This is a genomic window from Streptomyces sp. HUAS TT7 (assembly GCF_051550175.1).
Taxonomy (GTDB): domain Bacteria; phylum Actinomycetota; class Actinomycetes; order Streptomycetales; family Streptomycetaceae; genus Streptomyces.
This window is the reverse complement of sequence record NZ_CP196175.1, coordinates 8,266,023-8,286,131: the sequence shown is the minus strand read 5'-3', so window position 1 is coordinate 8,286,131 and position 20,109 is coordinate 8,266,023. Positions and strand designations below refer to the sequence as shown.

The 20,109-nt window shown below is 72.7% G+C and carries 11 protein-coding genes; 10 read left to right on the top strand and 1 reads right to left on the bottom strand.

Annotated elements, in window-relative coordinates:
• Positions 1–125 precede the first annotated feature (125 nt).
• The 10 genes from ACSHXC_RS37615 (at position 126) to yddG (ending at position 17,742) form a co-directional block, all read left to right on the top strand.
• On the top strand, positions 126–3,020 hold the full coding sequence (locus ACSHXC_RS37615; protein ID WP_438295817.1) for an AfsR/SARP family transcriptional regulator: 2,895 nt from the start codon (positions 126–128) through the stop codon (positions 3,018–3,020).
• Between the two features lie 321 nt (positions 3,021–3,341).
• A complete protein-coding gene (locus ACSHXC_RS37610) occupies positions 3,342–3,788 on the top strand; it encodes a hypothetical protein (protein ID WP_438295816.1) in 447 nt (148 codons plus the stop codon).
• Between the two features lie 27 nt (positions 3,789–3,815).
• Positions 3,816–5,858: an Hsp70 family protein gene (locus ACSHXC_RS37605; RefSeq protein WP_438295815.1), complete on the top strand. Its 2,043-nt coding sequence runs from the start codon at positions 3,816–3,818 to the stop codon at positions 5,856–5,858.
• Complete coding sequence (locus ACSHXC_RS37600; protein WP_438295814.1) at positions 5,839–7,341, top strand: hypothetical protein; 1,503 nt, start codon at positions 5,839–5,841, stop codon at positions 7,339–7,341. Before ACSHXC_RS37605 ends, ACSHXC_RS37600 begins: the two co-directional genes overlap by 20 nt.
• Positions 7,338–8,918, top strand: coding sequence for a hypothetical protein (locus tag ACSHXC_RS37595; protein ID WP_438295813.1), 1,581 nt, complete (start codon positions 7,338–7,340; stop codon positions 8,916–8,918). Before ACSHXC_RS37600 ends, ACSHXC_RS37595 begins: the two co-directional genes overlap by 4 nt.
• Positions 8,899–9,204 (top strand): hypothetical protein, encoded by a 306-nt coding sequence (locus ACSHXC_RS37590; protein ID WP_438295812.1) that lies wholly within the window; start codon positions 8,899–8,901, stop codon positions 9,202–9,204. The genes ACSHXC_RS37595 and ACSHXC_RS37590 overlap by 20 nt, the downstream gene beginning before the upstream one ends.
• Complete coding sequence (locus tag ACSHXC_RS37585) at positions 9,201–11,087, top strand: hypothetical protein (protein ID WP_438295811.1); 1,887 nt, start codon at positions 9,201–9,203, stop codon at positions 11,085–11,087. Before ACSHXC_RS37590 ends, ACSHXC_RS37585 begins: the two co-directional genes overlap by 4 nt.
• Positions 11,084–12,838: a TIR domain-containing protein gene (locus ACSHXC_RS37580; RefSeq protein ID WP_438295810.1), complete on the top strand. Its 1,755-nt coding sequence runs from the start codon at positions 11,084–11,086 to the stop codon at positions 12,836–12,838. Before ACSHXC_RS37585 ends, ACSHXC_RS37580 begins: the two co-directional genes overlap by 4 nt.
• The gene (locus ACSHXC_RS37575) at positions 12,835–16,500 is read left to right on the top strand and encodes a hypothetical protein (protein WP_438295809.1); all 3,666 of its coding nucleotides are present in this window, start codon (positions 12,835–12,837) and stop codon (positions 16,498–16,500) included. The genes ACSHXC_RS37580 and ACSHXC_RS37575 overlap by 4 nt, the downstream gene beginning before the upstream one ends.
• A gap of 285 nt (positions 16,501–16,785) precedes the next feature.
• Complete coding sequence (gene yddG, locus ACSHXC_RS37570; RefSeq protein ID WP_438295808.1) at positions 16,786–17,742, top strand: aromatic amino acid exporter YddG; 957 nt, start codon at positions 16,786–16,788, stop codon at positions 17,740–17,742.
• Positions 17,743–17,764: 22 nt separating this feature from the next.
• Here the strand turns inward: yddG and ACSHXC_RS37565 are convergent, their stop codons facing one another.
• A complete protein-coding gene (locus ACSHXC_RS37565) occupies positions 17,765–19,543 on the bottom strand; it encodes a B12-binding domain-containing radical SAM protein (RefSeq protein WP_438295807.1) in 1,779 nt (592 codons plus the stop codon).
• Positions 19,544–20,109 lie beyond the last annotated feature (566 nt).

Here is a 20,109-nt window from a genome sequence, read left to right as displayed (position 1 = left end):
AGTTGCCGAAAGGTTGTCGCGGCGCGCGGGGGCGAGGACTGTGGAGGCAACGTGCACGGGGGGTGAAAGAGGTGCTGCGACTGTGTCTTTCAGGGCCGGTGGAGTTCGTGGGCCGAGAGGGGCCGGTGGAGTCGGGTCCCCCTCAACGCCGCACCGTCCTGGCCGCGTTGGCCGTGAACGTCGGCCGTCCGGTGCCGGTCGAGGTCCTCATCGACCGGGTCTGGGGAGCCGATCCTCCACGGGGCGCGCGCCGTGCCCTGTACGCCCACGTCGCCCGGCTGCGGCGGCTGGCCGAGCGGCTCGACAGCACGGGACAGGGACGGTGGTCGCTGTTGCGCCGGGCAGGCGGTTATCAACTGGCCCTGGACCCGGACCTGGTGGACCTGCACCGGTTCCAACGCCTGACCTCACCGACCGGACAGAGCGGCCTGGCCGACGACGAGCAGGCCGCTCTGCTGCGTGGCGCCCTGGAGCTGTGGCGCGGCGAACCCCTGACCGGGCTGCACGGGACATGGGTGGCGCGCGTGCGGGAGGCATGGCACCGACAGCGCGTGGACGCCGCCATACGCCTTGCGGGCGCCGAGGTGCGCAGCGGTGAACCCGCCGCGGCGGCGAGCCGGTTGACCGACCTCCAAGGGGAGTACCCGTTCACCGAACCGCTGGCCGAGGCACTCATGCGGGCCCTGCACGCTACGGGGGACACCGCTTCGGCGCTGCGTTGCTATGCGCGGACCAGGCGGCACCTCGTGGAGGAGCTGGGCACGGAACCCGGAAGGCGACTGCAGGAATTGCACCAGGACATCCTGCGGGGACAGCCGCCGCGCGACGCGAGGCGTGTGATAACTACACCGGTACGCTCTGCGCCGTTACCGGTTTCCCCCGCCCCTGCCGCTCTCTCCACGCCGAGGCTCAGCAGCATCGGCCCGCCCGCATCCGGAATGCCGCCCGCGGCCCTGTACCCGTCCGCTCCGCCGCGACACACAAAGCACCCTCCGCCCATCGTTCCCGCCCAACTCCCCATGGCTGTGCCGGGATTCACCGGCAGGGTGGACGAACTGACCCGGCTGCACCGGATTCTGGCCCAGGCACGACGGCAACCGACAGCCATGGTGATCTCCGCCGTGTCGGGCATGGCCGGGGTGGGCAAAACGACGCTGGCCCTGCACTGGGCGCAGCGAGTGCGCAGCGAGTTCCCCGACGGGCAGCTCTATGTCAATCTGCGGGGCTTCGACCCGGGCGGGACGCCGGTCGGTCCGGAGCGTGCCGTACGGGACTTCCTTGAGGCCCTGGGCGTCTCCGCCGCGCGCATGCCGGGCACCTTGGACGCCCAAGTGGGCCTGTACCGCAGCCTGCTGGCCGGACGACGGATGCTGGTCGTCCTGGACAACGCCCGCGACGCGGACCAGGTCCGCCCGCTGCTGCCCGGCGCGCCCGGCTGTCTGGCGCTGATCACCAGTCGCAACCCGTTGACGGGGCTCGCGGCCGCCGAGGGCGCTCACCTGCTGGGAGTGGGTCTGCTCGCCCCGGCGGAGGCCCGTGATCTGCTGGCCGCCCGCCTCGGTGCCGCGCGGGTGGCCGCGGAACCGACTGCGGTGGACGAGATCGTCGTGCGATGCGCCGGACTGCCCCTGGCCCTCGCGGTCGTAGCAGCCCGGGCGGCCGCATGTCCGGATCGACAACTGGGTTTGTTCGCCGATGAGTTGGGTGTAGCGATCTGCCGGCTCGACCCGCTGGAGACCGGAGATCCGGGCACCGGGGTGCGGGCGGTCTTCGAGTGGTCGTACCGCATGCTGAGCCCTCGGGCCGCGCGGCTGTTCCGATGCGTGGGCCTCCATCCCGGACCCGACGCGGACGCGACGGCACTGGGCGCATTGGCGGGAGTGACCGCGGAACGGGCGCGGGAGCTGGCCACCGAGCTGACCGCGGCCCACCTCCTGACCGAGCACTGGCCGCGCAGATACACCTGCCACGACCTGCTGCGCGTCTACGCCACCGAACGGGGTGTCGAGCAGGACAGCGAGACCACCCGCACCGAGGCGACCCGCCGCCTCCTCGACCACTACCTGCACACGGCGTACGCGGCCGACGCGCTCCTGACCCGCCGATGCGACCCGATGACGCTCGCGCCGCCGGTGACCGGATCGCTGCCGGGTCAACCCTGCGACCATGACGAGGCGTTGGCCTGGTTCACCGCCGAACACTCCGTACTGCTGTCCGCTGTGGAGCGGACGCCGGACGGATTCGACGCCCATGCCTGGCAGCTCGCCGCGGCCCTGACCACTTTCCTGGAGCGCCAGGGCAACTGGCAGGCCCTCGCAGCCGCTCACGGCACCGCCCTGGAGGCCGCGCGGCGCAGCGGGGAGAGGGCGGGGCAGGCCGCCGCCCACCGCGGGCTCGGCCTCGCCCGCTTCCAGCAGGGACACACGGACGAGGCCCGTCGGCACTACAGGCTCGCCCTCGGCCTCTTCGCTGACGCCGGCAACCACGCGGGCCAGGCCCGCACCCGGCAGAACCTGGCCAAGATGGCGTGGGCGCAGGGGCGGCACGAGGAAGCCCTGGACCACTCCCGCCACTCCCTGGAGCACTTCCGGGCCGCGTCCGACCGCGGCGGTCAGGCGATCGCACTCAACGACATGGGCTGGTACCTGGCCGCACTCGGCGCCTACGGGCAGGCTCTGGTGTACTGCCGCCAAGCCCTGCCGCTCGTCGAGGAGATCGGCGACCTCAGCGGGCAGGCGCACACCTGGGACAGCCTCGGCTACGTCCACCGGCACCTCGCTCGGCACGACCGGGCCGTCGAGTGCTACAACCGCGCCCTCGCCCTGTTCCAGCAGACAGGAGAGCGCCGCAGCGAAGCAGTGTGCCTCGCCTACCTCGGTGACACCCTGGACGCGGCAGGCCGGCCCTCAGAAGCCCTCGACGCCTGGCAGCGTGCCCTGGAACTGTTCGACGACCTCGGCCTGCCGGACGCCGACCGGCTGCGCGCCAAGGTGCGCGAACGCGCGGCCGCCACGCTTTGACTGCGCCACCCCGTTCGGACTGGGCGGGGGCGTCATTCCGCCCAGCCGTCCGCGACAACCGCCGCTCCCCCAGACACGATCAGTTTCAGCCACATCCGCCTCACCCGCCCCAACTGGCTTACATCTGAGGCAAGTTGTGTCCCACGCCTCTACAATCGACGGCAACATCACGGCCGTACGAGGTCGTGGTGCGTCAACCGATGTCGACGAACGTAAGTGACGGCAGGCCGACCCGGCACGAAACCAGCCCGCGGATCGGCGGGAGCGGGTCACGGGTACGAGTGCGGGGCGCGTACGGGTACGGGGAACGGGGGCTCAGGGATGTCGGTTGCCGATGCCGGCGGCGGGGAACTGTTCGGGCTGCCCATGGTCGTGCCGCGGGCGACCGAGTACGCGCGGCTCGGCGTGGCGCCCGAGGCCACCGCCGAGGAGATCCGCGCGGCCGCCGCCCGCTACGACGCCCAGCTCCAGGCTCGCGGTGCGAGTCAGGACGAGATCGTCGCCGCACATGCCGTCAGCCTGGAGAGCGCCGAGGCCCGTGCCCTGCACGACGCGCGCTTTCCGCCGCTGCCATTGCTGCGCCTCGAACCGACCTGGGAGCCCGTCCTCGACGACCGGGACGCCGGGCTCACCGTGCTGCGCCGGGAGATCGAGACCTTTCTGACGGCGGCCGGCGAGAGCGTCCATCACCCCATGGACACCACCCGCACCGACTTCACCAGTGACTTCACCCGCACCCACGTGCTCGATGGCTTCGCCGACGAGTGAACGACGACTGACCCCGGAGGATCCCGCATGGAAGAAGAGCTGCACCGGGTCGTCGGCATCGACCTCGGCACGACCTATTCCGCCGTCTCCGCCTACGACCCCGACGACTTCGCGCCCAAGATCCTCGCCGACCCGGAACACGAGGGTGCGGCCGCCGTCGCCACGCCCTCGGTCGTACGGATCGACCCGGCCACCGGCGCGCTGGTCGTCGGCCATGACGCCAAGGACGCCATCAGCCAGGAGGCGGGCGCCGGCGACGCGCTGGTGGAGATCAAACGCGAGATGGGCGCGGTGTTCACCCCGGAACTGCTCCAGCACTTCGGTGCCGACGGCAGCTACGCCGTCGGCGACCCGGTACGGGCCAGGCTCGGCACCGAGTGGCTGCGGCCGCAGGAGATCAGCGCCCTGGTCCTGATGCGGATGAAGCGGATCGCCGAACAGGCGCTGGGCGCCGACATCCACGACGCGGTCGTCACCGTGCCCGCGTACTTCATGGAGCGGCAGAAGAAGGCCACCGAGGAAGCCGCCCTGCTCGCCGGGCTCTACCCCCGCCAGCTCATCCCCGAGCCCACCGCCGCCGCCATCGCCTACGGGGTCGACCGGGCCGAGTCCGAGCGGCAGATCTACCTGGTCTTCGACCTGGGCGGCGGCACGTTCGACGTGTCGATCATCGAGACCCGGGACGACGAGATCGAGGTCATCGCGACCGCCGGTGACCAGCGTCTGGGCGGTGGCGACTTCGACGACGCGGTCGCCACGTGGATCGCCGAGAGCCTCGGCGAGACGCTGCCGAAGGACATGGACCGGCTGCGGATCAAGGCCGCCGCCGAGGTCGCCAAGCGCGAACTGTCCCTGCGTTCCACGACCACCATCGACCTCGGCTCCGGCACCGCCCCCCTCGAACTCGACCGGGCCGGCTTCGAGGCGCTGATCCAGCCCATCCTCGACCGCTCCCTGCGCCAGGTCGACGAGGCGCTGAACTTCGCCAGGACCGCCAAGGGCGTGGAGCGCGACCACATCAACGCGGTGCTTCTCGTGGGTGGTTCCACCCGCATCCCCCGGGTCAAGCAGATGCTGCTCGACTACTTCGACCAGGACGAGGGGTTCGTGCGCGGCGACGCCAACCCCGACACCCTGGTCGCCCGGGGCGCCGCCATCGTGGCCAACCGGTTCGAGCCGTCGCCCGCGTTCGACCTCACCACCCGGCCGAATGCCGAGCGGTCCGCGGACGAACAGGACTACACCGTCACCCTGATCACCGAACACACCCTGGGCGTCGGGGTCCAGCAGGGCCGGTTCAACGCGCTGATCCCGCGCGGCACCAAGATCCCGGCCCGCCAGGTGAAGACGTACACCAATCCCGAGCAGGCCCACCGCATCGAGGCGGCGATCTACCAGGGCGAGGGCGAGTACGTCTATGACAACGCCCTGATCGGCACGATCCACCTGGACGAGATCGAGCCGCGCCCCGAGGGCTACCACCAGTTCGAGGTCGAGTTCTCGCTCGACGTGAACGGGCTGCTCGGGGTACAGGTCACCCACACCAACACCGGGCGCGAGTACCAGGCGACCTTCGACCAGAGCACCACCATCGGCAAGGTCGACGAACTGGCCGAGCGGCGCGCGGTGTTGGTGGGTCTGTACGCCACCGTCCGGCCCGGCGGAGCGGCGCCCCGGCGAGGTCGCACCGGGCCGGATTCGGATACCGGGCCCGACGCCGGCCCCGGGGCGTTCACCGTCCCCGCGCCTGTCCCCGCGCCCGTCGCCCCGCCCGCCACCGCGCCGCTCCCGGGCCCCGTCGCCTCCGTACCGGAGCCCGTACCGAGTCCCGTCCCGGTGCCGGCCCCCTCTCCGGTACCCGTCGCCGAGACCGACCCCGGTGACGTGCCGGCCGAGTACCGGCGTGTGGTCAAGAAGGCGCTGCGGGCAGCCAAGGACGGGCAGGCGCCGGCCGCGCTCACCGATGCGCTGGGGGCGTTCCTGGACGGCGTGCGCGCCGGTGAGGACGAGGACACCCTGGACGATCTCGCCGACCGGCTAGAGGACGCATATGACGACAGCCGTCGGTGACCGGACACGGGTCATCGAGGAGGAGCTGGGCGCCGAGTACGCGGGGGCCGGCTGGTGGGGCTCGCTCTACCGCGCACCCCGGCGCCGGCGCTGGTACCGGCTGATCCCGGTCGAGGAGGTCAGCGGGGAACAGCGGGCCGAGCTGCTCGCCTGGCAGACCCGGCCCCGCCGGCCCGACCTGGTCCCCGTGGTGCGTGAAGAGCGCGGAGAACAGCGGCAGTTCGCCGACCGCTGGTTCCAGATCGTCAGCTACGAGACGGACGCCGGGCGCAGTCTGTCCGACGCCCTCGCCGAGCACGAGCCCGCCTACCGGATCGCCTCGGTGGCCGCCGCGCTGCGGGCGTTCCCCGGCTGGCGCGAGGCGATCGGCGCCGGCCTGGTCGCGCTGCCCGCCGACGTCGTGCTGGCCGGACACCGCCCGCTGCTGCTCCCGCTGCCGGCCTGGGGCGCGCCGTCGCTCGCAGAGGTCTTCGCCGAGCCGGAGCGGATCGCGCATCTGACGCCCGAAGGGGCTCGTGGTCTGCCGGCCGGGGCCCGCGACCCCGGTCTGCACAGCCTGGGCGTCGCGGCGCTGCGCTGCTTCGAGGCCCTGCCGGACGACGACCCCGAGCGACTGCTCCAACGCGCCGCCTGCGCCGCCGTGTTCGCCCCGCCGCGGCGCGAGGGACGGCTGGCGTCCTGGATGCGGCGCGTGGAGCCCGTACGCGCGGTGCGCGAGGAGCTGGGCTCGCTCACCGGGCCGCGGGCCACCGCGCTCGACGAGGCGGCGGTGCGGCAGCTGACCGACTCCCTCGACCGGGCACGCCGCGCCATGGACCCGCTGACGGCGGTGCGGTCGCTGCGTGACGCGGGCGAGGCACGCCGGGCGGTCGGGCTCGCCCACGCGGCCCTCGTCGACCGGCCCGGCTACGCGCTGCTGCTGCTCGCCGCCGAGATCGCCCACCAGGACCTGGGCGAACCCCTGGAGGCGCTGTCGCTCCTCGAACGCGCGGTGCAGGCGGACCCGGAGCGCACCGAGGCGTACGCGGCACAGCTGTCCATCATCGGCGGCTGGTCGGCGGTCCAGGTCCGCCTCGCCGGGGCCACCGACGACTCCTACGCCCGTCGGCTCCAGGCGACGGCCCGGGCGGCCTTCGGCCGGCTGCCGCACGAGCTGCGCCGCGAGCACGCGCACGAGATGGCCTCCTGCCTGCTCGGCCAGGGCGAACTGGCCGAGGCCAACGCCTTCGTGCACCAGTGGCTGCACGACGGGGACACGCTGATGTGGTGGCGGTTCGACCTGATGATCGACTACGGCGAGACCTTCCTCGGGCTCGGCCACCTCGACGCCGCGGCCCAGCTCTCGGGACAGGTCAGGGCGGGACTGCGGCGCGTGCGGGAGAACGGCCAGATGGACCGGGGCGAGATCCACGAACACGGCATGAGACTCGCGGACTTCGACCTCCGGCTGCACGAGGCCCGGGACGGGAAGGCACGCGCGTGACCACCATTCTGCTCTTCGTCCTCCTGCCGGTGCTGTTCCTGACAAGTGTCGCCAGCGCCGGCTACTTCCTCCTCGTCCTGCCCAGCCGCTGGCGGCTGCCGTACGAGGAGTCCCTCGCGCTGCTCGCCAGCGACGACCGCGACGCCCTCGAACGCGCCGACCGGCTGCTCGGACAGGCCGTCAACGAGGGGCCACGGGGCCGGGCGCTGAACCGGATCCGCTTCGCGCAGGCCTATGTGCGGGCCATGCTGGGAACCTACGAACCGGCCCGCTACGGCGCCGCCGCGACCGTGCTCGACGAGCTGATCGCCGCCGAGGGGCCCACGCCGGACACCGCCTACCTGAATCTGTGGGTCCAGGCGCGCCTCGGCAACCACGACCGCGTCACCGATCTGTACGTCGAGCACCACACCCTGCTCGACGCCCGGCCGCAGAGCCGCCGCATCGCCGCCGTCTCGCACCTCCAGCTGGCCGTGGGGCACTGGCGGCGCCGTGAGACGGACGGCGCCCTGCACCACTTCGACCGGGTCCGGGAACTGGGCGAGCTCACCGAGAACATCCCGCCCGAGGTGAACGACCTCCAGCTCGTCAAGGGCGTACAGGCGGTGTTCGACGGGCGCGGCGACGACGCGCGGGAGGCGTTCACCGACGCCCGCGAGAGAGCGGTTGAGCGCGAAGTGCCCACGTTCCAGGCCGAGTTGGGGCTCCTTGTCTGCGACTGGGCGGACGGTGACCCCGCGCAGCTGGGCGAGTGGCTGGGGCGGCTCGCGGAGCAGGTGGAGCACGGGGGCGAGGAGGACTCCCTTTCGGAGGAGGATCGCGCTACGGCGGAGCGGCTGCGTACCGGCATCGCCGTCCTGCGGCTCGTCGCACTCCTGCGGGAGTGGCTGGCCGGGCCCGCGCTGTCCGGGGCGCCCTCGGCGGACGGCTTCGAGGAGCTGCGGCGGCGGGTGGACGCGGTGCGCGCGGCGGACCCCGAGCTCGGTGACGCCGCCCTCGTGGACGGGCTCGTGCGCTACTACTTCGCCCTCGGCCAGCCCGAGCGCGAGCAGGCCCTCGCGGTCCTGGACGAGGGCACCGGGCTGGCCAAGGGCATCATGCTGCCCGAGGTCCTCGACCTCATGGAACGCGAGCGCGCGCTCGGCGGGGAGGGGGACGCCCTCTCGCGCTATCTCACCCTCGTCGCGGAGCTCCTCGACGACCCCGACCGCTCCGAGGAGGACCGGGCCCAATTCCGGCGCCTCAAAGCGAAGTTCACGCCGTTCGGTGACCCGGGCGACCTGGAGGAAGGTGCCGTTGTGCACCAGCGGGCCGCGCCCGACGACCACCGGCGCCGCTCCCAGGCGCTGCGCCGGCGGATCGAGCTGATCGTCTACCCGCGCATCCGCGACCTACCCGACGACGCCCCGGCCAAGCGCGCACTGCGGGCACTGCTCGACGACCTCGACCGGGCCTCCGGGGTCTACGCCGAGGGCGCCGAGATCCTGCACGGCGCCGAGCGGAAGCTCATCACCAGTACCGGCGAGATCCTGCTGCCCGAGGAGCCCGAGGACATCCATGACCAGGAATCTGCCTAGCCGGCGGTCCGGGGCAACTCCCGGACTGCTCAAGGGACTTCTGCCCCGCAAGCATCCGGCGGCCGACCACACCGGGCTGCTCGACCGGCTGCCGCCCGTGGAGCACAAACCCGCGGCGGACGAGGACCAGCTCTTCGAGCAGAGCTCGCTCGCGCGGGTGCTGCTCCTGCTGGTGAAGGTGGACCAGGAAGCCGAGTACCTGCTGTGCCGGGAGCTGGCCGAGCACGCGCTCGGCACGGTCCCCGACCCCGGCGAGGCACCGCAGGAGGGAGAGCACCTCGCATGACCGGCACCGGCCGTGACCACACGTTCCAGGAAATCCGCCCCGTGCAGTCGCTCCACGCGCCTGACTTCGAGTTCACCGAGGTCACGGGGCACGGGGACTTCGCCGAGCACGACCGGCGACTGGAGGAGCTGGCCCGCGAGGCGGCCGCCGCGGCCGCTTCGGAGACCGCCCTGGTCCTCGCGCCGCCACTGGCCGAGTTCGGGGAGATGTCCCTCGACCTCGGCAGCGGCGACGAGGACCTCCTGGAGGACGCCCGGGCCAACGCCGCCGCGCAGGAGTACGACCTCGCCCTCCAGCTGCTCGACGAATACCTGGGCGCGCATCCCGAGCACCAGGAGGGGCGCTATCTGCGCGCCTACTGCCTCTACCACCTGGACGGGCAGGGCCAGTTGGAGGCCCTGCGCATCCTGCGCCCCCTGCGCGACGAGCCCCTCGCCGACGACGGCCTGCGCGACCGGATCAGGGAGCTGCGCCATGAACTGCGCCGCCGGCTCACCCCGCCGGAAGTCACCGCCTACACCCAGTCCGTGCGCACCGACCCCCGGGGCGCGCTGGCCCGCGTCGAGGCGTTCCTGGAGCTGGCCCCCGAGGAGGGCACCCTGTCCTACCTCCTCGCCCTCGGCCAGGCGCGCGGCGGTGACCTGGAACGGGCGCTCGACACCGCGGAGCGGGGCGCGGCGCAGGCGGACGTCGACGGCGAGCAGGTGGCCGCCTTCGCGCGCAGACTGCGGCTCGCCCTGCTCGCGCCCCATGCCGCGCCGGCCGTCTCCGCGTTCAAGACGGGTGACCTGGACCGCGCCCGGCGCGAGCTGGCGCGGATGGAACCCCGGTGGCGCCGCAGCGTCGCCGTCGACGACTTCGACGCCTATCTGGCCCTCCTGCTCGGCCGGGCGGACAGGCGTGCCGCTCCCCCGGCGCCGCGGCTGCCCGCCGACCGCACCGAGGACCTGTACTCGCTGATCGCCGACGCCGACGGGCAGCGCGCCGCCGACCTGATGCGCGCCGGACGCGCCGAACAGGCCGAGCGGCTCCTTGCCCACGTGCTCGCGCTGGTGCCCCGCTTCCCATGGATCAACTTCCTCTACGCCGCCTGCCTCTACCGGCTGCTGCGAGACCCGGACCGGGCGGCCGCCTGTGCCGAGATCGCGCTGCGCGACCCGACGCTCACCCAGGCCCGCGAGCTTCTGGAGACGATCAGGAGCTGGCAGGAGGCCTCGCTCGTCAACCCCGTGGTGGACGAGTACGTCGCCGCGATGGAATCCGTGCGCGGCGGAGTGAGCGTCGAACGTCTGAGGACGCTGCGGCAACGGCTGGTCGGGCTTGAGGGCGTCCTGCCCGCCCTGTCCTCGTCCGTCCGCAGCGAGACGGGCGCGCAGATCGTCCGCGAGCTCGGGCAGGCCATCGGACAGCGGCTCGTGGAGGTCGCCGACGCCATGGTCGTGGGCGGTCTCTACGAGAAGTACGACCGCCTCATGTCCACCGTCAAGGGCGGCATCTCCGACGCGCGCGACGCGGACCGGCTCGGGCACGCGCTGGACGGGATCGCCGCGGAGGTCAAGAGCGCGCGCAAGGCGGCCAGGAAGGGCGCGGGCGACCAGCTCGACGAACTGGCAGCCCTGGTGGTCTCCCGCCGGTCGGAGGTCGAGAAGGTGAAGGCGGGCATCCAAGTCTCCGATCTCGTACGGCGGTTCAACGAACTGGCCGAGCAGCAGTCCGAGCCTCTGGCACGGCTGCGCGCCGATCCGTACACGGTGCGCAGCCGGCTCAACAGCATCGTCGAGGACGCGCGCCGGCTGCGCCGCGACGCCAAGCGCACGCTGGACTCCCGCGACCAGACGCTGCTCGACGAACTGATCGCGACGATCTCCAGGACGCTGCGATGACGACGGCCGGCCAGAACGCCGGGGCGGCGGACGGCGCCGGGCAGTGGGACGTGTTCATCAGCTACGCCCGCGAGGACTACATCCAGGCCAAGGACCTGCACGACGCCCTCAGCGCCTGTGTGACCGCGCACGGCGGGGCGCCGAGGATCTACCTCGACGTGTCCCGCACCAGCGGCACCCCGCTGGGCGCGGACTGGCAGAGCTTCCTCGAAGAGGCGCTGCCGCGCAGCCGCCATGTGGTCGCGCTCTACTCGCAGACGTACTTCGACAAGCCCGTCTGCCAGTGGGAGCTGCACGAGGCGTACAAGCTGAACCCTCCGGAGGGCGGGCGGCTCGTTCCGCTGCTCATCGACCCGGGCGCCGCCGCGAAGGTTCCGTACATCGTGAACCGGATCAACTGGATCCCCACCTCGCGGCCGCACTGGATCGACGAAGTGCGCGGGGCCGTGGGGCTGCTCCCCGCCGGGACGCGCACCACCCTGCGGTTCGACACCTCGGTCACCGAAGCGGTCGTCGGCCACACGCTGGCGCCCGTGAGCGTCACCGGGTCCGTGCCGGAGGGCACCCCGCCGTGGCCGGTCGACGCCACGGTCACCGTCAGCGCCGAGCCGGCCGACGCCGAGCTGACCGGCACGCTCGCCGCGCCGGTCGTGCGGAACGCGGCCGTGTTCAGCGACCTCGCGTTCCGGAACGCCTCGGCCGAGGTGCGGCTCGTGGCGACCGCCCCGGGCTGCGAGCCCGCCACCACCGCGGCCTTCCCGGTCCGGGCGCCCGAGGAGCCGCCTTCCTGGGACGAGGCCGACCGGCCCGCCCTCGCCGCGCGCGGACGCCCGGTGTTCTTCCCCGACGGCCGGGCACTCGCCGTCCTGGACGGCCGGACCCTGACCGTCCACACGGCGGGGTACGAGGCCGCCGGCACCGCTCAGTTGCGGGACCGGCCCCGGCTGTGGGCGCGCGGGCGGCGCTGTCTCGCCGTCGCCGACTGGTCGGGCCGGGTGGTCCTCGCCGACCCGGACGGCGAGGTCCGCGCCGTGGACCTGCCGGCGCGGCACGGAGCGCGGTTCAACGTGCCGGGAGCGCTCGCCTTCGGCCCGGACGACACCTTGTACATCGGCTTGTGGGGAGGGACGGTCTGGAGCCTGCCGCTCGACGGCGGCGGTCCGGAGCCGGTGCTCCAACACCGCGCGGGCGTGCAGGTGTTGACGGCCGAGAGCGACGGCCTGCTGGTGGGCGGCCTGGACGGCGTGCTCACCCGGTACACGGGCGGCCGGGCCGGGGCGGAGCACACCCTGGAGCCGCTGCTGCTCGCCATGGCCCGGGTGCGGGACTTCGTGCTGGTCGTCGGCGAGCGGCGGATCCACCGCCTCGACCCGGCCGGCGGGCGGCTGCTCCAGGTCTCCCAGCCCGTCGGGGCGGTCACCGGGACGCTGGCGGGCGGAGAGCTGACCGCGATCGTCGACGCGGCGGGCCACGGGGTCTGCTTCGACGCCGAACTGGCGGTACGCGTCGGCTTCCACACGGTGCCGGGCGCCCGGCCGGTGGCCGCCGCCCGGGACGGATGGCTGCTGGTCCTCGAATACCCCGACGGCGCGCATGCGCTGGTGCGCGAGGGCCGTACGACGTATGTGTCGAGGCATCCGATGACCCTGTCCGCGGACGGGCTGCGGGCCGCGGTGTCGGACGGCGAACGCATCCTTGTCGTGCCGCCCGAGGAGCTGGGCGGCGGCCCGGCGGAGGGGAAGCGGGCGTGAAGTCACCGAGGGCACTGGAGAGCCGGCCCGATGTGCTGTGGCGCATGACCGGGCAGCTGTGGGTCGACGTCGAGCAGCAACTCCCGCTGACCCAGGGGCAGTTGGACGCCCTTGTCGAGGCCTGCTTCCGGATCGGCGTGCACCCCGGGACCGAGCCCGCGCAGGCCCTGACCCTGCTGGCCCGCGCCCACCGCCTGGACAACGCCAACCCCAAGCACCCCTACCACGTGGGGCTGCTCTATCTGCGGCACAGACGCATCGAGGCCGCCGTCCGCTGGCTGACGGCGGCCGCCGAACTGTCTCCCGCCAACCACCGGGTCTGGGCCCATCTGAGCCTCGCGCACCGGCAGCTCGACGAGGCCCGCACCGGATCCGACGGCTACAACGGCGACGACCGCAGCCGCGCGGAGGCGATCGCCGACACGATCCGCGCGGGCCGCGACGACTTCGAGCCGGAGGCCGCGACACCCGTGCTGCCGCTGCTGCGGCCCGGCGAGTGCCGCTGGTCCGGCATCCGCGACATGGCGGCCGACGGGCGGCTGCGCGGCCGGACCGCCGAGCGGAGCCGGGACGTACTCGCCGTCGAGCTGGCGGACATCGCCGAACTCGCGGGCCGACGCCGGGGCGGGACGGCCGCGTTCACCGTGCTCGCCGTGCAGTGGATGGTGTACGGCTATCCGACCGCGACCGTACGCCGCCTGGCGCGACGGCTGCCGCAGCAGGACGGGCCGGCGATCCGCCTGCTGTGCCTGGTCTGCGACCTGTTCGAGACCGACCGCGCCGAACTTCCCGAGCGGCTCGCGGCCTGCCTCGCGGACGGGTCGCTGCCCGACACGCTCGCCGCGCTGATCCATCGGCAGCGGCTGTTCTGGCGGCCGTTGCGCTTCCCTGACCTCGGTGCCCACGCAGCGGCCAGGGCCTTCACGGACGGCGACCCCGGCCGGCACGAGAAGGCCCTGCTGTCCGCGGCGAAGGCGCTCGGCGCGGGGCCGCCCGAGCCGATGCGGGACGTGGTGGCACCGGCCGCTTCCGCGGAGGCACCGGCGGGCCCCGATGAACAGCTCTCGGTGTTCGAGGAGGCGGCCGCCCGGCTCGGTGCCCTCAGCGACGACGCGCTCGGCCACGCCAAGGCTCTCGCGAAGGGCGCCCTCGGGGACGCCGCCGACTTCGCCCGGGCCTCGGGCGACAAGGAGGTCCTGACCGGCCTGGTGAGCCGTCTGGAGGGAGTGCGGCAGGCGTGGCTGGAGGCGCTCCAGCGGTTCAAGGACGCCGAACCGGCCGGTCTGGTCATGGAGTTCGAGGAGTTCCGTCGGCGGGTGGAGGAGTGCGAGGCGCTGTTCCAGCAGCCGCTGGGCAGTCTGCGCAGCATCCTGGCCAAGAAGGTCGAGCGCAAACTGGCCGCCAGGGCAAAGGAGTTCGCGGGGGCCGAGCCCGCTCCCTCCGCCCACGCGCTGGCCCTCGGGGAGCGCCTGTCGGCACTGGAGACGGAGCAGCCCCCGGGGACCGCGACCGGAGCCGCCGGCGCTCCGCCCGCCGACCGGGTCCCCGCTCCCGCGCCGCCGCCCGCCCACGCCGGGCCGCGTGAACGCGTCGCCCACGCCCTGGAAGCCGCCGAGGCCCGCCTCGACGCCAACTTCGACGACGCCTGGCGGACGCTGGACGCCTATCCGCCCGAACTGAAGCACCGGGAGGCGGTCACGCTGCTGCGCGCCTATCTCGGCGGGCAGCAGGCCGAGTCGGATCTGCGCCTGGGGCGTACGAGGGCCGCCCGGCGGCGCTGGAGCACCATGCTCAAGGACGACCCGCTCCACCCCGGCGTACTGCGCAACCTCGCGGTGGCACACACCTCCGCGGGGGACCTCGCCCCGGCCGCGCAGGCGTGGCGCCGCCATCTCGAAGCGCTGTACCTGAAGGACCTGGCCCACGGCGACATCCGGCGGGGGGCTGCCGAGCGCGCCGAGGTGCACCGCGTTCTGGCGGGATCCTTCGGCACGGCGCCGCTGTGCGCGGGGTCGGTGCCCGACAGCGAACTCGACGGTGACCTGCGCGAGGTGCCGCCGGTCCTGGCCGGCACCGGCAAGGTCGCGATCGCCACCGCCCATCTGCGCCTCGAAGAGCTCAACCACACGCTCTCCCACCGCAGTCCGACCCTCCTGCTCGGCGTCGGCCGCTCGGTCGCCGAGACCGAGCTGGCCGCTGCCCGCGACCGGAGCACGGAGACCGTCGAGGCGGCCGTACGAGAGTTGCCGGCCCGGGTGCGGGAGCCGTTCGCGAAGCTGTGCCGACAGCGGATCGAGGAGGCGTACCGAGAGGCGTCACAAACGCACGGGCGCACCCGCAGGCCCGGCGACGAGGCCGAGGAGCAGGCTCACGAGAAGTGGGTGCGCGGGCGCATCCTGTGGCGGCTGCGGCTTGTGCGAGCGCTGACCGGAGCGGAGGCGGAGTGGCCGCTCACCGAGTACTCCGGCGATGTGATCGCCAACCTGCGCCTCGTCGACGCGGCTCCGCTGGACCCGGCGAACGAGGTGGTGCAGCGCGCCGCGCGGCTCCTCGGCATTCAGGGCGATCCGGCCGAGATCATCGGGCGCCACAACCAACTCGCCCAGCTCGCCTGCAACTTCGCGCTGGGCCGGATCTACGACGCGGCCGAGGAGACCTCCACCGGCGCCGTCACCCAGGACTTCCCCGAGCGGTTCCGGCGTATCGCCCGCTCCTGGGGGCGCAACGGCGACGCCATTCCCGAGCGGTACGCGAACCTCCTCGACGACCCGACTCAGCTCTACCATCCCTCCGCCCGGTCGGCGTTCGCCATCCTGGAGGCATCGGCGGTGCCGGGCGACGAGGCCGAGCGCCGCGTCGTCGAGGCCGCCGTGACCAGTCTCCAACGGTGGGTGGCACGGCTGCCCGGCGCCACCGGCCCCGCCCGCGCCCTGGCCAGGCTGCTCACCAGCCTCGACCGGCACGACGAGGTCCTGGAGGTGCTTTCGACGGCGCGCCGCGAGGCGTTCGGCGAGCTCGGGCGCCGCAGACTCGCGGTGTCGTTCATCCGCCACGACATCGCCCGCGGCGAGTACGCCGACGCCGTCACGCAGATACGAGCGCTCCTGGACGGCGGCTCCGACGACGAGCGGCTGCGCTATCTGCTGATCGAGGCGTACAACCACTGGATCAGCTCGGGCCGGCACGTGCCCCCGGCCCGGCGCATCGCCGAGGACCTCGCGCGGTGGAGCGACCCCGAGACGGTCGACAGCCGCCGGGTCCTGGTCGTCGCGGCGACCATGGCCGCGCACCGGGACCGCCCCGACGGGGCCGACGCCGGCCCGCTCGCGGGCGAACTGCGCGAGCTGTGGGAGACAGATCCGGGCAACGTGGAGGCCCGCTACCAGCTGGTGCAAGCGCTGTACGGGCACGCCTGGCAGGTCCGCGAACAGATCCGCTCCGCCGCGGGCGCCCGCCGCCGCACCCTGCGGGACCAGCTCGACACGATCCGCACGGAGTGCGAACAGCACGCCACCGCCCTCCTCGGCACCGGTGAGCGCAGGTTCGCCGGGGACGAGGCGGGTTCGCAGCAACTCGTCACGGACTCCGGCCCCCTCAAGGACGAGCCCCGCCGCGCGAAGCTCCAGGAAATCCTCCGCGCGGTCCGCCCCGACCGCGCGTGACGGGGCGACGGGACCACGACTTCGGCGGGGCGGGCACCCGTGCGCGAGCAGACCCGGGTCGAGGCCGGACCGGGCTGGGCAACCACTTCGGCGGCAAGGTCGTCCGCTGACGCCCCGGCCACAGACCGGCCGCCGCCCTTCTGGGCGCGCAGAGGCCACAACCCCAGGGGCGGGGGCACCACAGCCCGCCCCCGTTCCGTCGGCTGTCCGGAAAACGCGGGCGGATCGGGCGCGCGTCACTACGATGCCTCGGTAGTCGCCGGAGACGGACGTACTGGGGGGCGCATGGACACGGAGGCCGATCTCATCGCGGCGGGGAACCGGGCCGGCACCGAGACACACCCGGCGCGTCGGCTCAGGGCCACCGGGACCGGTGCCGTGGCGGTGCTGCTGTGGGCGGCACTCGCGCTGTTCACCACGCTGACCGGGCGGATACCGCCGTTCCAGCTCACCGCGATGGCCTTTGCGGTCGGCGGGATCATCGGCCTGCCCCGGGCCCTGCGCGGCGGTGGAGCGACGGCCCGAGGGCTGCCCGTCGGCGCCTGGGCGCTCGGCATCGGCGGCCTCTTCGGCTACCACTTCTTCTACTTCCTGGCCCTGCGTAACGCCCCCGCGGTGGACGCCGGCCTCATCGCCTACCTGTGGCCGCTGCTGATCGTCGTGTTCTCCGCGCTGCTGCCCGGTGAGCGGCTGCGCTGGTGGCACATCACGGGCGCGGTGCTCGGGCTCGGTGGCACGTTCCTGCTGGTCACCGGCGGCCAAGGGGTGCACTTCCGCGGGGAGTACCTGCTCGGGTACATCGCGGCGGCCGTCTGCGCGCTGGTGTGGTCGGCGTACTCGGTGACCAATCGCCGTTATCCCCAAGTCCCCACGGACATGGTCGCGTTCTTCTGCCTGGCCACCGCCGCCCTCGCGGCCGTCTGCCACCTCCTCTTCGAGACCACGGTCCGGCCCGACGGCTGGCAGTGGCTCGCCGTGCTTGCCCTGGGCCTCGGCCCGGTGGGCGGTGCCTTCTACGTCTGGGACCACGGCACCAAGCACGGCGACATCCGCCTCCTGGGCACCCTGTCGTACTTCGCCCCGCTGCTGTCCACGTCACTGCTCGTCGCGACGGGACGGGCCCGGGCGAGCTGGCCCGTCGCCGTCGCCTGTGTGCTCATCGCCGGCGGCGCCGTGCTGGCCTCGTCGGACACCTTGCGCTCGGCGCGCCGCCGACGCCGAGCCGGACCCCGCCGGCCATGAGGAAGGGCCCGGCCCGGCCGCGTCAGGCGTCCACCGGCCAGGTCCCGCGGCGCACCATTTCGGTCACCTTGTCGGCGCCGTTGGCCCGCACCAGGAGCTCCAGGCGCATGCGCTCGACGTCCTCGGCGCTCCACTTGTCGGTGGCCATCGTCGCCTTCTCGTGCGACCAGCCGTTGTCGTAGTGGCGTACGACGTAGTCCTTCTGGAAGTCCCACATCTTCGTGCCCGGCAGCGGGGTGACGATGAACGGGTTGGCGTACGCCATGCCGTGGTCCATGAGCGTGACCGCGTAGTCGATGGTCTTCTCGATCTGCTCAAGCGACTCGATGTACGGTGCGTCCCCGGGCCGCTCGGGCGGGTTGACGAAGCCGAGCATGAAACCGCCCGTGACCTGGATTCCGTACTCGGTGAACATCTCCACGATCTCGCCGGTGGCCCGCTGAATGGCGTTGAGCCGGGGTTTTCCGGACTTCTGCAGACTGTCCTCGTTCGCGCTCTCCACAGCGAGGTAGACGCTGTAGCAGCCGCCCTGGGCCATCGCCTTGATCAGGTCCCGGCAGGTGAGCCCGGAGCGCATGGCCGCCAGGACATTGCGGAAGTTGGGGTTGCGCCGCTCTGCCTCGTCCATGCCGTCCGCGAATTCGGCGCCCAGGTGCAGCAGGACGAGGTTGAACAGGCTCAGCCCGCCCTCCTCGACCCACGGCAGATCGTGCTTGCGCAGGAGCTCGAAGACCCGCATCGCGTACAGCGGGTCGTGCAGCAGGTGGTCGTCCTCGATGAGGACCTCGGTCACGCCCTGCTTGGTGATCTCGGCGAGGTGCAGGTCGAACCAGTCGGTGCCGAGCGCGCGCCAGGGGCCGTTCACCATCGGGATGTAGCAGAAGTCGCACCCGACGTTGCAGCCGATGGTCGAGAAGATCTGCGCCCAGGAGCCGTGGTCGCGCACCCGCTTGCCCGAGGAGTGGTACGCCTGCTCGTACTGGCGCATGTCCAGCATCCCGAAGTCGGGCAGCGGCATCATGGCGAGCCGCTGGTCCAGGCCCTGCCGCTTGGGCAGGATCCGCATGTACGGCGACATCGCGGAGGTGCGGACCACGGCTCCGTCGGCGCGCCGGTAGGCGATGCCCGGCACCGCGTCGACGTCGCCGCCCTCTTCCGTCAGGGCCTGCAGGAGGGCGGTGAAGGTCTGGTCGGCCTCGTTGATGACGACGTGGTCGAAGGGTGAGTCCGGGACGGCGTACTGCCAGTCTCCGCTGGGGTGGGCGCCGCCCGTGACGGTCACGATCGCCGGGTCGATGTCCTTGATCAGCTCGGCGAGGGCCCGTGCGTTGCCCCACTGGACGGTGTAGATGCACTGGACGCCGACCACATCCGGCTCGAACTCCTCGATGATGGAGCGGAGTTGGGAGTCGTCGAGGCCGTAGCGGACCAGGCTGCTGCCGCCGCCGAGGTCGACGAGCCGGTGCTCCTGCTCCCAGCCGGCGAAGGGCGAGTCGACGATGCGGACGTCGAACCCGGCGAGCCGGGCGTTCGCGGCTATGCGCAGCAGGCCGATCGGGGTGCCCGCGCGCTTCATGACCTCGAAGGTGTCCAGGCCGAGCGCCCGGAAGCTGCTCCTCTCCGGGGAGGGCTCCACGACCCGGGTGTACGAGGGCACGAGGAGCAGTACGCGAGGGGCTTCTCCCCGGGCGAGGCGCCGGGTGCCCGAGGCGGACGTGCGCAGGGAGGGCCTGCCCAGGTGCCGCAGCGGGGCACGTTGAGGCGCGCTGGAGAACTTGACCGAGGGACTTTCGATGAGCACGGGCGCAGAGGAACCAGTACGCGTCATGAACACTCCACTGTCCGATGCGAAGGGCGAATTGTTCAGAGCGTGACGCCCCCGCAAAGTCAGTAAGGGGCTTCACCGGTAAGTGGCGTGAATCAGCGCATGCGCCGTGCGGGCCGGGCAACAACACGTCCGAAAAGCGCATGCCATGTGTCATGCCCCCGGCCGAAAAGAACAGGTACGGGCAACTCTGAACAGTGCCTTGCATGATGGGTGATCGACAGCGGATGGCGAGTGCCCATCTGTCAGGGGCACTTCACCACGACGGACCTGTCTCACAAGCGGCGGCCCCGCGCCGCGCTGTCGACGCCGAGCCCGCTGCGAGGCTCAGCGGCCGCGGGTGCACCCATGCCGCCGATTCACGACATATTCGTCTGGCACGTCATTCGTAGCGCTGTGTTCCCGTTGCGTACGGGCTCTTCCGCTGCTCCGTGCCGCCATCAGCCACTGCCGCCACCCCGTTCCGACGGCTCCCGCCCTCCGCTTGCACTCGCTCGGACAGGGGTGACCGATGCCCTTTGCGTCACCGGGCCGATCCCCGT

What these genes read in the sequence shown, in the direction of transcription:
- ACSHXC_RS37610 (WP_438295816.1), top strand. Translation starts at nt 3,342, where the DNA reads ATGTCGGTTGCCGATGCCGGCGGCGGGGAACTGTTCGGGCTGCCCATG.
- ACSHXC_RS37605 (WP_438295815.1), top strand. Translation starts at nt 3,816, where the DNA reads ATGGAAGAAGAGCTGCACCGGGTCGTCGGCATCGACCTCGGCACGACC.
- ACSHXC_RS37600 (WP_438295814.1), top strand. Translation starts at nt 5,839, where the DNA reads ATGACGACAGCCGTCGGTGACCGGACACGGGTCATCGAGGAGGAGCTG.
- ACSHXC_RS37590 (WP_438295812.1), top strand. Translation starts at nt 8,899, where the DNA reads ATGACCAGGAATCTGCCTAGCCGGCGGTCCGGGGCAACTCCCGGACTG.
- ACSHXC_RS37585 (WP_438295811.1), top strand. Translation starts at nt 9,201, where the DNA reads ATGACCGGCACCGGCCGTGACCACACGTTCCAGGAAATCCGCCCCGTG.
- ACSHXC_RS37580 (WP_438295810.1), top strand. Translation starts at nt 11,084, where the DNA reads ATGACGACGGCCGGCCAGAACGCCGGGGCGGCGGACGGCGCCGGGCAG.
- yddG (WP_438295808.1), top strand. Translation starts at nt 16,786, where the DNA reads ATGGACACGGAGGCCGATCTCATCGCGGCGGGGAACCGGGCCGGCACC.